The 12445-nt window shown below is 49.5% G+C and carries 11 protein-coding genes; 1 reads left to right on the top strand and 10 read right to left on the bottom strand.

What is annotated here, in order from left to right; translation table 11 throughout:
- Position 1: 1 nt before the first annotated feature.
- The 7 genes from rbfA to BLR06_RS01835 form a co-directional block, all read right to left on the bottom strand.
- Positions 2–358, bottom strand: coding sequence for a 30S ribosome-binding factor RbfA (rbfA, locus tag BLR06_RS01865; RefSeq protein WP_092067721.1), 357 nt, complete (start codon positions 356–358; stop codon positions 2–4).
- Positions 359–387: 29 nt separating this feature from the next.
- On the bottom strand, positions 388–3027 hold the full coding sequence (gene infB / locus BLR06_RS01860) for a translation initiation factor IF-2 (RefSeq protein ID WP_092067719.1): 2640 nt from the start codon (positions 3025–3027) through the stop codon (positions 388–390).
- A gap of 37 nt (positions 3028–3064) precedes the next feature.
- Positions 3065–3367: a L7Ae/L30e/S12e/Gadd45 family ribosomal protein gene (locus tag BLR06_RS01855; protein WP_092067717.1), complete on the bottom strand. Its 303-nt coding sequence runs from the start codon at positions 3365–3367 to the stop codon at positions 3065–3067.
- Complete coding sequence (gene rnpM, locus BLR06_RS01850; protein WP_092067715.1) at positions 3364–3630, bottom strand: RNase P modulator RnpM; 267 nt, start codon at positions 3628–3630, stop codon at positions 3364–3366. The genes BLR06_RS01855 and rnpM overlap by 4 nt, the downstream gene beginning before the upstream one ends.
- A gap of 11 nt (positions 3631–3641) precedes the next feature.
- Positions 3642–4685, bottom strand: a complete 1044-nt coding sequence (nusA, locus tag BLR06_RS01845; RefSeq protein ID WP_092067713.1) for a transcription termination factor NusA — start codon at positions 4683–4685, stop codon at positions 3642–3644.
- Positions 4686–4711: 26 nt separating this feature from the next.
- A complete protein-coding gene (locus BLR06_RS01840) occupies positions 4712–5170 on the bottom strand; it encodes a ribosome maturation factor RimP (RefSeq protein WP_092067711.1) in 459 nt (152 codons plus the stop codon).
- Positions 5171–5544: 374 nt separating this feature from the next.
- Positions 5545–9210, bottom strand: a complete 3666-nt coding sequence (locus tag BLR06_RS01835) for a PolC-type DNA polymerase III (RefSeq protein ID WP_092069770.1) — start codon at positions 9208–9210, stop codon at positions 5545–5547.
- Between the two features lie 224 nt (positions 9211–9434).
- Here BLR06_RS01835 and BLR06_RS01830 point away from each other — a divergent pair, with 224 nt between their 5' ends.
- A complete protein-coding gene (locus tag BLR06_RS01830) occupies positions 9435–9773 on the top strand; it encodes an arsenate reductase family protein (protein ID WP_092067709.1) in 339 nt (112 codons plus the stop codon).
- A gap of 81 nt (positions 9774–9854) precedes the next feature.
- On the opposite strand, the gene cobC is transcribed toward BLR06_RS01830, so the two are convergent.
- Genes cobC through BLR06_RS01815 form a run of 3 tightly spaced genes read right to left on the bottom strand, consistent with a single transcriptional unit; the run spans position 9855 to position 12434 of the window.
- A complete protein-coding gene (cobC, locus tag BLR06_RS01825) occupies positions 9855–10460 on the bottom strand; it encodes an alpha-ribazole phosphatase (RefSeq protein ID WP_092067707.1) in 606 nt (201 codons plus the stop codon).
- The gene (gene cobD, locus BLR06_RS01820) at positions 10460–11563 is read right to left on the bottom strand and encodes a threonine-phosphate decarboxylase CobD (protein ID WP_092067705.1); all 1104 of its coding nucleotides are present in this window, start codon (positions 11561–11563) and stop codon (positions 10460–10462) included. Before cobD ends, cobC begins: the two co-directional genes overlap by 1 nt.
- Positions 11556–12434 carry a GHMP family kinase ATP-binding protein gene (locus BLR06_RS01815; RefSeq protein ID WP_092067703.1) on the bottom strand — a complete coding sequence of 293 codons (879 nt, stop codon included), beginning with the start codon at positions 12432–12434 and terminating at the stop codon, positions 11556–11558. The genes cobD and BLR06_RS01815 overlap by 8 nt, the downstream gene beginning before the upstream one ends.
- Positions 12435–12445 lie beyond the last annotated feature (11 nt).

Here is a 12445-nt window from a genome sequence, read left to right as displayed (position 1 = left end):
ATTACTGATTGGCCTCTTCCTCTTTTATTTTAATCAGCAGTTCCTGGATTTTGACGCTGTAATCCAGCGATTCATCAAGCTCAAAAGAAAGCTCGGGCGTAAATCTCAGCCGGATTCTTTTGCCTATTTCGCTGCGGATATAGCCCTGAGCTTTTTGCAGTCCGGCCCAAGTGGACGCTTTCTGCTCATCACTGCCCATCAGGCTGACGTAGATTTTGGCGCTGTGCAGATCGCCGGTCGCTTCAACCTGCGTTACGGTAACAAAGCCGATCCGGGGATCTTTTAGCTCATTTAAAATAATTTTGCTTGCTTCCTGTTTAATAAACTCCTGAACTTTTTCAACTCGGAGTTGTCCCATTCTAACCCCTCCGTTCAATATTACCTGTATTAACTATGGGTCCGTTTAACTTCTTCCATTGTATAGGCTTCGATAATGTCGCCCTCTTTAATGTCTCGGAATTTGTCAATGGTGATACCGCATTCATACCCGGCGGCGACTTCTTTTACATCATCCTTAAACCGGCGCAGAGATTCCAGTTCACCTTCATGAACGACAATACCGCCGCGAATAATTCTAATCTTGGAAGAGTTTGTTATTTTACCTTCCAAAACATAGGACCCGGCCACAATCCCTTTGGAGAAGCTGAATACCTGCCTGATTTCCACCCGGCCTTGCGCTGCTTCCTTGAATTCCGGCGCCAGCATACCGGTCATTGCAGCCTCCACATCGTTGATGGCCTCATAAATAACCCGGTAAGTTCGAATATCTATTTTTTCGGTTTCAGCCAATTTCCGGGCATTGGCGTCAGGCCGTACGTTAAAGCCGATAATCAGGGCATTGGCCGCTGACGACAGCATGACATCGGATTCATTGATTGCGCCTACGCCGGCATGAACGATGTTGACCCGGACTTCTTTGTTATTGTTCAGATTGAGCAAGGCTTGACGCAGAGCTTCAATGGAACCCTGAACATCAGCTTTGACAACAATGTTGAGATCTTTGATGTTGCCTTCCTGAATTTGTTTAAACAAATCGTCAAGGGAAACTTTTTGGGAATGGGCCATTTCCTCCGTCCGTTTTTTGGCAATCCGTTTTTCGGCCACAGCCCGGGCCGTTTTTTCATCAACAGCCAGTAAAACATCGCCGGCCGCCGGAACGTCAGCCAGCCCCAATACCTCAACCGGGGTGGAAGGACCGGCTTTCTTGACTTTTTCACCGCGGTCATTTACCATTGCCCGGACTTTTCCATATGCCGTTCCGGCAATGATTGAATCACCGATTTGCAGCGTACCATTTTGAATTAAAACAGTAGCCACCGGTCCGCGGCCTTTATCTAACTGAGCTTCAACGATCGTACCCTGCGCCGACCGGTTCGGATTTGCCTTTAGCTCCTGCATTTCAGCGATCAGGCCAATCATTTCCAATAGTTCAGTAATCCCGGTTTTCTTATGCGCCGATACAGGTACCATAATGGTATCGCCGCCCCAGTCTTCGGGGACTAAACCATGGTCGGAAAGCTGTTGTTTTACCCGGTCGGGGTTGGCTCCTTCACGGTCCATTTTATTCACCGCAACAATAATTGGAACTTTGGCCGATTTGGCGTGATTAATGGCTTCAATTGTTTGCGGCATAACACCATCGTCGGCAGCCACTACCAAAATGGCAATGTCGGTTACCTGAGCGCCGCGCGCCCGCATTGCAGTAAAGGCTTCATGGCCGGGGGTATCTAAAAATACGATTTTACGTCCTTGGTTTACCACCTGGTAAGCGCCGATATGCTGGGTGATCCCGCCTGCTTCCTGGGTAGTAACATGGGTCTTGCGAATTGCATCAAGCAGTGAGGTTTTCCCATGGTCGACATGGCCCATGACGGTAACTACCGGTGATCTTGGCACTAAATCAGCCGGATCGTCAATAATTTCGGCAATTTCCGTCGGATCTTCCTCCGGCGGCAATTCCTGAACCGTAACGCCAAATTCACCGGCTAAAATGACTGCGGTATCCATATCAACTTCCTGATTGATGGTAGCCATAACGCCCAGCATCATTAGCTTTTTAATGACTTCACTTACTTCACGGCCCATTTTAGAGGCAAATTCTTTTACCGTTACCGGGCCGCCCAATTTGATCACTTTCGGCTTCGGCGGCTCCATTTTGGGCGGCGCCTGCCGGTGCTGATTTGGGCCGGCCTGCGAACGGTTTTGCTGATTGGAACGGTGATTGCGGTTGGAACCATACTGTGGTTTTTTAGCAAAATTACTGTTAGGTTTAGCCTGGCCGGCATTCTGCGGACCTCTGAACTGGGAATTTCCACCGGTGTTTGCCGGTCTTTGCTGGTCATTTCTCTGAAACGGCGGACGGGTATTGTTCGGTCTTGCCTGCTGGGTATTGGGTGCGGCATTTGCCGGCCGGTTATGGGAAAAGTTGGCCGGATTGTTTTGGCCGGCTTGCTGATTCCGGTTATTGAAGCCCGGACGCTGCTGTTGCAGCTGATTGGGACGGCCCTGTTGGGTTGGCCTGTTTTGCTGCTGATTCGGCCTATTTTGTTGCCCAGCTCCCTGGTTGGGCCTGTTTTGCGGATTAGCTCCCTGCTGCGGCTGATTAAGCCTGTTTTGCTGATTAGGCCTGTTTTGTTGATTGGGCCTGTTTTGCTGGTTAAAGCCCTGCTGCTGATTGGGACGATGCTGGTAATTTGAACCTTGCTGCTGGTTCGGACGGTTTTGATAACTTCCGCCGGAATGCTGCGGTCTGTTATCCCCCTGCGGCTTGGGGCGTATATCCCTGGGCGCGGTGCGCTCCTCATTTCCCTGGCCTTTGGCCTGATCGGCCGGACCGACTTTGGGCGCTATAGGTTCAGAGGCTTCAATTTTATGGGCGAATGTTCTGTTGATCACAGACTTAGCCTCCTCTCCTACATTACTCATATGATTTTTAGCCGTTACATTGTTACGGGCTAAAATATCAAGAATTACTTTGCTGCTGGTATTAAATTCTTTAGCTAACTCATAGACTCTATATTTGGACATTGATCCACCCCCACTTTTCTTCTCTCCCGTAACATTATCATTGCAAAGCCTTTAAAACAGCCTGGCTTAAACCTGCGTCAACAATGGCAAGCGCTGCCCGGTACTCCTTGCCAATACAGCCGCCCAGCTGCTGTTTGGTGAAAACTTCATACAGCGGCACTTGATAATATTGGGACATGTCATGATATCTTTTTTTGGTGCCGTCGGAAGAATCTGCGGCAATGACAATCAGCTTGGCTTTGCCGGACTTAACGGCTTTTTCCACCGCTAACTCACCTGAGGCAATTTTGCCGGCCTTCTGGGCCAGGCCGAGCAGCGACGAGACGTTTTGTATATTCATTCTTTCATAATTCCTGCTTTGAGTTGGTCGTAGACGTCCGGATCGACGGCATGCTTGAACGCCTTTTCCAGCCGTTTTTCCTTAAAGGCTTTGGCAAAGCATTGTTCGTTGCGGCAGACATAAGCGCCCCGGCCGGCTTTTTTGCCGGTATTGTCCAGCACAATCGCCTCTTCGGGCGTACGTACAATCCGCAGCAGTTCCTTCTTATTTTTCATTTGCTGACACCCAACGCACATTCGCTGAGGAATTTTCTTTTGCGCCATGACCCTTCCTCCTAAGACGCCGATTGAGCCTGTGATTCGCTCTTGATATCAATCTTCCAGCCGGTTAACTTGGCGGCCAGGCGGGCATTTTGCCCTTCCTTGCCAATCGCCAGCGACAATTGATAGTCAGGCACTACCACTTTGGATAGCTTTTCCGCTTCATTGACCTCAACCGAAATGACTTTGGCCGGACTGAGGGCATTGGCAATGTATTTGGTCGGATCGGCATTCCACTTTACAATATCTATTTTTTCACCGCGCAATTCATCAACAATGGTTTGCACCCGCATGCCTTTGTGACCGACACAGGAGCCGACCGGATCAACATTTTCATCACGGGAGTAAACGGCAATTTTAGAACGTAAGCCTGGCTCGCGGGCCACAGACTTAATTTCAACAATACCATCATGAATTTCCGGCACCTCCAGCTCAAACAGCCGCTTGAGCAGGCCGGGATGCGTGCGGGATACCAGAATCTGCGGTCCCTTGGTCGTCTTTTTTACTTCAATAATATAAGTTTTCACTCTGTCGCCATGACGGTACTGTTCGCCGGCTATTTGCTCGGAGGGCGCTAAAATGGCTTCAGCCTTTCCTAAATCAATAAACACATTTTTTTGTTCAATCCGCTGGACTATGCCGGTTAAAATGTCACTTTCCCGATTGGAAAACTCTTCATAAATAATACCGCGCTCGGCTTCGCGAATCCGCTGAACTACGACCTGCTTGGCCGTTTGGGCGGCAATTCGTCCGAAATCCTTTGGCGTTACTTCTATTTCGATAACGTCACCCAATTCATAACGGCGGTCAATCGCCTGGGCTTCCGGCAAATCCATTTCCAGCCGGGAATCGGTAACTTCCTCCACAATGTTTTTGCGGGCAAAAACATGAATTTCGCCAGTGGTTCGTTCTAATGAAACCCGCACATTTTGCGCTGAGCCAAAATTGCGCTTGTAAGCCGAAATTAACGCGGCCTCAATCGCATCAAATAAAATCTCCGGTGCAATACCCTTTTCCCTGCCAAGTTGTTCAAATGCCTGCATGAACTCTGCGTTCACCCATAATTCCCCCTATTTAATTGTTTTTATTTAAAATCTAAATGCAATCTGACTTGAGCGGCCTTATCGCGTGGTATGGCCAACGCCAGCCCGTCAACCTCAAGCTGGATACTATTTTCAACCAGCCCGGTTAATTTACCGACAATCACCCTTTTTCCGTCAATGGGCGCATAGGTATTAATCTCAACCATGTCGCCAACGTGACGGAGGAAATCCTTCTCTTTTTTTAACGCCCGGTCAAGCCCGGGCGAGGAGACCTCAAGATAGTAGCTGTCCTTAATTGGATCCAGTTGATCCAGCTTTTCCTCCAGCTGCTCACTAAGCCATTGGCAATCTTCTATTTCAATACCGCCTGCTTTATCCAGAAATACCCGTAAGTACCAGTCACGCTCTTTTACATATTCAACATCAACCAGTTCAATTCCGGTGTCAGCCAGCAGTTCCAGCGTCAGTTTTTCGACCAGATCTTCAACTCGGTTAGACATATTAGCACCTCCTGCCCAATCGTAACAGTTCTTTCTTTTATTTTTACCTCATAAGGCATCCGCTTATACCCTATATTTGGCAGGATAAAGCAAGACTTGCTTCAGTTGAAGTTCTCACCTCCTCTGAAGCTGTTCCGGACTGAGCCAGACTCTCAAGTACTTGTTCAACGCCCGCAAACATTCCCGGGGATACCGGCGTGTCTTAAGGCTGGATAAACTTTGGTGGGATCCTTTCCGGCGCGGCGCTTTATACGCCGTCAAAACGCAGACATAAGATGAAAGAGTGGGTTTTTTACCCACTCTTTAGCGCAAGCCAATTATTACCGAATTTATTATACCATTCCGGCGGAGTTTTTACAACCTCAAAAAACGGTCTAGGCAAACAACATCATCTGGTCGGTCTCCGGTAAATCATCCAGGCAGCCATGGCCCCGCAAAATATCAATGACTGTTTTGGACGCCCGTCCTCTGATTCTGATATCCTCAATTGAGGAAAAAGGCCGTTCCTGCCGGGCGGCGACAATGTTCTGAGCGGCTGAGTCGCCTAATCCCTGCAGCGCCGCCAGCGGCGGCAGTAATCCATTGTCAATAATCAGGAACTTGGCGGCGTCAGACTTGTTCAGATCAACACGGGCAAAGGTAAATTGGCGCAAATACATTTCCAGCGCCATCTCCACAATGGTCTGCATGCTCTTTTCTTTCGCCGACATTGTGTTGCCCTTCTGCTCGAATTCATTCAATTGATTGCGCAGCGCCTGTTCCCCCTGGACCACGAGGTCGGCGTCAAACTCCGTTGCTCTTACACTGAAATAGGACGCATAGAAGGGCAGCGGATAGTGGATCTTGCAATAAGCAATACGGAACGCCATCATCACATAGGCCACCGCATGCGCTTTCGGAAACATATATTTTATTTTCTGGCAGGACTCAATATACCATTCCGGTACATTTTTCGCCCGCATTTTGGCAACTTCATCAGGCTTTACCCCTTTTCCTTTGCGCACGCCCTCCATGATTTTAAAGGCATCCTGCGGATCGAGACCACGCTGCATTAAATAGACCATAATATCATCACGGGCCGAGATGGCTTCCGACAACTTGGCCGTACCGGCCTTGATGAGGTCCTGGGCGTTGTTCAGCCAGACATCGGTGCCATGGGAGAATCCGCTGATCCTGACCAGTTCGCTGAACGTTTTGGGCTTGGTATCCTCCAGCATTTGCCGGACAAATTTTGTGCCGAACTCCGGAATGCCGAAAGTTCCCACCGTACTGCCCAGTTGTTCGGGGGTTAGCTTGAGGGCCTGCGTAGAATAAAACAGGCTCAGGGTTTGCTGGTCGTCAAAGGGAATGGTTTTGGGGTCCCGGCCGGTTAAATCCTGCAGCATTTTAATCACCGTCGGATCGTCGTGACCCAGAATGTCCAGCTTGACCAGCCGGCTGCTGATGGAGTGATAGTCAAAATGGGTCGTGACGGTGGTCGAGTTTTTGTCATCCGCCGGGCGCTGAATCGGAGTGAAATGATGTACATCCATGTCCCTGGGCACAACCATAATTCCGCCGGGATGCTGTCCGGTGGTACGTTTGACGCCGGTACAACCGTCAACCAGACTGTTGATATAAGCATTGCGCACGGTAAGTCCTTTATCGGCATGATAATTCTTTACATAGCCAAAGGCGGTTTTGTCGGCAATGGTAGCAATCGTGCCGGCCCGGAATACATTGTCTTTGCCAAAAAGCTCCTCGGTGTACTTATGGGCAACAGGCTGGTAATAACCGGAAAAATTCAAATCAATATCAGGCACTTTATCGCCATGAAAGCCCATAAATACGGCAAACGGTATATCATGCCCTTCCTTTTTCAACAATGTGGCGCACTGCGGACAATGTTTGTCCGGTAAATCGAAACCACCGCCGTAACTGCCGTCAGTAATAAATTCACTATATTTGCAGGCCGGGCACAGCCAATGCGGCGGCAGGGGATTTACCTCGGTGATATTGGTCATTGTCGCAACAAAGGAAGAGCCGACCGAGCCCCTCGAGCCGACCAGATAACCATCATCCAGCGACTTCTTTACCAACTTATGGGCAATGAGATAAAGCACGGCAAAACCATTATTGATAATTGAATTCAACTCATACTTCAGCCGGTCGGCGACAAGCTGCGGTAAAGGCGTACCATATAACTGCTCGGCCTGCCGGTAAGACATTGAGCGGATTTGTTCCTCAGCGCCCGGTATTTGCGGTGAATATAATTCGTCAGGAATAGGTTTGAATTTTTCAATTAGTCCGGCAATCCGCTGCGGATTTTCAACCACAGCCTCATAGGCCTTTGTTTTCCCCAGATAACTGAATTCCTCCAGCATTTCCTCTGTGGTCCGAAAGAACAGCGGCGGCTGATTGTCGGCATCGGAAAAGCCTTTGCCGGCCATCAGAATACGGCGGTAAACCTCATCTTCCGGATTTAAGAAATGGACATCGCAGGTTGCCACCAGCGGTTTATTCAGCTTGGCGGCAATTTCAGCCACCGTTAAGTTAATTTGCCGCAGCCCTTCGTCGTTTTTTACCAGGCCCTCGCGAACCAAAAAAGCATTGTTGGCAATTGGCTGAATTTCCAGGTAGTCGTAAAAAGCGCCTATTTCCAGCAGTTCAGCCTCACAAGCGCCGCGTACAATGGCCTGGATAAGCTCACCGGCCTCGCAGGCCGAGCCGAACAACAGGCCTTCGCGGTGCTCCGCCAACACGGCTTTGGGGATACGGGGCGTACGGTGCAAAAATTTCAGATGCGACAAGGATACCAGCCGGTACAAATTGCGCAACCCAATGGTATTTTGAGCCAAAATTACAATATGGTTCGCCTGGTTGATATCGGTTTTAAACAAATAGCCTTCCATGCCGTAGATGACCTTGATGTTGGCTTTGGCAGCCACCTCGCAGGCCTCCGGGAAAGCCTGCACCACGCCATGATCGGTTATGGCAATCGCGGAATGCCCCCATTTAGCAGCGGTGTTGATCAGCCGTTTTACCGAGACAACCGCATCCATATTGCTCATTTGAGTATGGGCATGCAGCTCTACCCGTTTGACTGCCGCATGATCCTGACGCTCGGCAACGTCAATGCGGCACAGGCTGTCGGCAAACATCACCAGCTCATTGGCGTACTTATCGAACTGAACGGTTCCCTTGACTTTGGCCTGAAGGCCTTTCACCACGCCTGCCGCCGCTTTATCAAATTTGTCTTTATCGTCAAAAAACACTTTGGCGCTTAATCCGTCGGTTGCATCCGACAGGTCAAAGGTCAGCAAAAAACGCCCTGAGCGCAATTCACGGGCTTCAACATTGATAATTTTGCCGGTGACCACAACATTACGGGCCTCATCCTGGATGGTATTGATGAGCAGCGGCGCATCTTTGATATTACGGCCAAAGATCACGGGATTGTTCGATGCTTTGGCCGGCGTTGTTTTCGTGCTTTCGTTCAAGGCGTCCAGGTATTCCCGGGTGTAAATATCCTCATCCGGCGGTACTGCCGTGTAATCGGCTACAGCGAGGCACTCTACCTCGCAAAGCTGATTAAATTCCTTTAAAATCAAAGCCTTGATGGCACGGTGGATTCCGTGGGACTCAAACATTTCGGCCGACAAATCGCCGCTGGTTTCAATGGTCAGTTTTTGTCCGTCAAAACAGCGTTTGGCATTCATCAGCAAATATTTCACTGTCGGCTGATCCCTGGCAATTTTTTGGACAAATTCAGGCCATTGGGTATCAAGATAGTCTTTGAGTACGGTGATCTTTTGCCTAAACCGTACTTCCTTGATGCCGCAATTACTGCAAAGCTGCCGGGCAGCCAACGCCAGCAGCTTGTCCGGCAAGGGCGTTTGGGTAGTTAAAAACACTTCCCAGCAGTTGCGTTTGGTATCCACCTGGACCTTGGCAATTCCACATTGCTTTAACAGAGCTTTTTCAGCGTCGCTGATCGGCAGGCTGGATACAAACAGCCAGAAATTCTCGCAATTATTTGGTATAATACAATAACTATGCATATCCAGGGCCTCGCTTTTTTCAACATTACAATGTTTTAATTTTATCATAGAACAAATCCAGCCGTCACTGGAATAAAACCAGCCGGTTTGACCGGAATCCGCAATAAACATTTGCTTTAAGCGGCAAAATAAGGTATTTTTAACCATACCGGCATTTTTTGCCCGGCAAAGCGGACGGATTTACCGCAACTGGCGGCCTGCGCAGCTAAGGAGGAAAAAAGCAATTGAACATCCAGATTATTGGTACAAAAAAATGCCAGACAACCAGAAAGGCGGAAAGATATTTTAAAGAACGACGGATAAACTACCAGTTTGTCGATCTAACGGCAAGGGGGTTGAGCAAGGGCGAGTTAAGCAGTATTAAAGCCGCAATCGGCCTCAGCGAGCTTATTGATACAGCCGGCAAACTTTACCAGCAGAAAAATCTTCGATATATCATTCATGACATTGAAGAAGTATTACTGTCGTATCCCCTGCTGTTAAAAACACCGGTCGTCCGCAACGGCCGGCTGGCAACGCTGGGTTATCAGCCCGAGGTCTGGCTCAAATGGCAAAATACCTGAAGCACGGGCAGCTTCAGGGGGCCGCCTTTCTATGCCTTTGACATAGGAAGCAGCCCCCTTTAATGAAACCCGGCAAGCCGTTTAGTTAAGATGGTGTGTATCATTCACCAGCGAAACAATCGTACGGTTGTCATGATATTCAATGATATTAACGGCAGTGTTGTCCTGCTGGATATTCCAGACCTTGTTTAAATGGATATCAAGAGCGGCGCAAAGTATTGTCCGGATCGTTCCGCCATGGGAAACAACAACAATCGTTTCCTGGTCATGGCTGGCGATTAAACGCGCCAGGCCGGTTTGCGCCCGTTCCTTTAACTCACGGAAAGTTTCACCGCCCGGAATTTTTATTTCATCCGGCTTAGTGAACATCAGGCCCATGATCTCCGGCCATTTGTCGTGAATTTTGGTGTAATTCAGGCCCTCCCACTCGCCAAAGTTAATCTCGCGGAATTCAGGAACGGCAACAACGTTCAGCTGATGATGCTCGGCAATACGTTCCGCTGTTTGATAAGCGCGGCTTAAATCACTGGCATAGACAGCCGCGATTTTTTCCCCGGCCAAACGGGCGGCGACTTTTTGGGCCTGGCTAATACCTAAATCTGTCAGGGCAATATCGGCATGCCCCTGATATTTTAATTCTACATTCCACACGGTCTGGCCATGTCGGACAAAAATCACTCTGGTCATTATCGGTCACCACCTGTTAAGAATTCTTGTAAAGCGTTGAGCAATCGTAAATTTTGTTCCGGCAGTTTAACTGCCAGCCGCAGATAAACCGGCGACAAGCCGGGATAATTGCTGCAATCTCTTACCAGAATCCTGCGGACGAACAAACGCCGCTGCAATTCGCCGGCCGTAATTCGGGCGGCGGTAAGCTTGATTAGAACAAAATTGACTGTCGGCTGATAAGGCTTAATTTTATCGATCCCGGCAAGGCTGCTGAATAATTCCTGCCTGGCCTGTTGAACGACAGCTTTGGTTTTTGACCGGTATTCGGCATTTTGAAATGCAGCTACTCCGGCGGCCTGGGCCAGAGTATTCACATTCCAGGGATCTTTGCCTGCATTCAGCCTGTTCGCCAGCTCCGGCGGAGTCAAAGCAAAGCCTAACCGCAGGCCGGGAATGGCGTAAAACTTAGTAAGCGAGTGAATAATCACCAGATTGGCATAATGTTTAATCAATGGCCGGCAGGTATATTCGCCGTCATCGGGCAGAAATTCAATAAACGACTCATCAATAACCACCAGGCAGCCCACCCGGTTCGCCGCCTCAATGAGCTCTTCTAACTCCTGTCTGGTCAACAAGGTGCCTGTCGGATTGTTAGGATTGCCGATAAAGACAATATCAATGCCTTTCAGCATAGGAATGATTCCGTCCGGCCGCAGTTCAAACCCATTGGCTTCCGCCAAAAAGTAATAATCCACTTTTGCTCCCGCCGCCGCCGCAGCCCGTTCATACTCACTGAAAGCCGGAACAGGAATAAGCACACGCTCAGGCTTTAGCATATGACAAAGAACATAGATTAGTTCTACCGCTCCGTTGCCAACAGTGATCGCATCGTAATTCAGCCGGTAAAAATCAGCAATCGCCAATTTTAAATCATGCGCTTCGGCATCGGGGTAATGAATGACATCCTCCAGGGAACGGATTACAGCCTCGCGCACGTTGCCGGCCAGTCCCAGCGGATTGATATTGGCGCTGAAATCCAAAAAATCATCCTGCCCTGCACCGCTTTGGCGCAGGGCTTTATATATATTTCCGCCATGTTCGAAATTGACGGTATTATTCATCGTTAACACCTGCTATTTGCAGTCCGCCTGAAATCAGACGGACAGTTTTGATAAAACGTATCTCCGGACAAGCCTGCCGCACTGCCGCAATACAATGTTCATAGCAGTCCAGCCGGTTTGATTTAAACATAATGCCCAGCACGGTTCCGCTGTGGGCTGCGCTTACGCCGACCGCAGCATAGTCTTCGGCAAGACGAATGACTGTTTCTAAACAGGGTTTATACAAGATCGACTGATTGGCCACAGCGCTTAGTGTTGCCCCGCGGCCAATCAGCTCAGCCGCGCCTGTCCGCAGGCCTTCGCTGACCAAGTCCAGGGCTTGCCGCACCTGCTTCTCCTTCGCGGCATTCAGGCCCATTAAATCCCTTCGCCGGTTAAAATACAGCGTATCAATTTCGCCGCCGGTATCAAACACAGCAATCGTTATCGGCGGAGGCTCTCCCAGATAGCGGCTGGCCGTTGCTTTTAAATGGTCAAACCGGACAATCCCCGGGAAAAAAATCCCATCCGTCGGTTCAATCGCTGTCGCAATTGCGGCAATTTCCGCAGGCGTCAGACGCTTGCCCGCACGCAGGGCAACGGCCTGACAGGCAGCGCTGATATCGGCGCTGCTTGAAGCCATCCCTTTGCCCTGTGGCAGAACGGATTGGACAGTAAGCTGAAAAGCCGGGTCAGCAATCGCCAAGTAGGTCAAGGTTCTGGCTACGGCCGCTTGTACTTTGGGCCCGGCTTTTACAAGCAGTGAGGAATGTGCAGTTAAAGTTGCGGTAGAATAGACATCAATGGGACAGGTGACCAGAAAACTCCGGCCATCAATGGCGCCCTGAACCAATTCGCCGCACGAACCGGGTGCTTTAACACATGCAAACATAAATATCTCCA

Origin of the sequence: Dendrosporobacter quercicolus, assembly GCF_900104455.1 — a bacterium.
Classification (GTDB): Bacteria; Bacillota; Negativicutes; order DSM-1736; family Dendrosporobacteraceae; genus Dendrosporobacter; species Dendrosporobacter quercicolus.
This window is presented reverse-complemented; position numbering and strand designations above follow the sequence as displayed.

Bases quoted from the DNA above. Each gene is read 5' to 3' on its own strand.
- BLR06_RS01855 (WP_092067717.1), bottom strand. From the start codon at position 3,367: ATGAATATACAAAACGTCTCGTCGCTGCTCGGCCTGGCCCAGAAGGCC.
- cobC (WP_092067707.1), bottom strand. From the start codon at position 10,460: ATGACCAGAGTGATTTTTGTCCGACATGGCCAGACCGTGTGGAATGTA.
- cobD (WP_092067705.1), bottom strand. From the start codon at position 11,563: ATGAATAATACCGTCAATTTCGAACATGGCGGAAATATATATAAAGCC.
- rnpM (WP_092067715.1), bottom strand. From the start codon at position 3,630: ATGGCGCAAAAGAAAATTCCTCAGCGAATGTGCGTTGGGTGTCAGCAA.
- BLR06_RS01840 (WP_092067711.1), bottom strand. From the start codon at position 5,170: ATGTCTAACCGAGTTGAAGATCTGGTCGAAAAACTGACGCTGGAACTG.
- infB (WP_092067719.1), bottom strand. From the start codon at position 3,027: ATGTCCAAATATAGAGTCTATGAGTTAGCTAAAGAATTTAATACCAGC.
- rbfA (WP_092067721.1), bottom strand. From the start codon at position 358: ATGGGACAACTCCGAGTTGAAAAAGTTCAGGAGTTTATTAAACAGGAA.
- BLR06_RS01835 (WP_092069770.1), bottom strand. From the start codon at position 9,210: ATGCATAGTTATTGTATTATACCAAATAATTGCGAGAATTTCTGGCTG.
- BLR06_RS01815 (WP_092067703.1), bottom strand. From the start codon at position 12,434: ATGTTTGCATGTGTTAAAGCACCCGGTTCGTGCGGCGAATTGGTTCAG.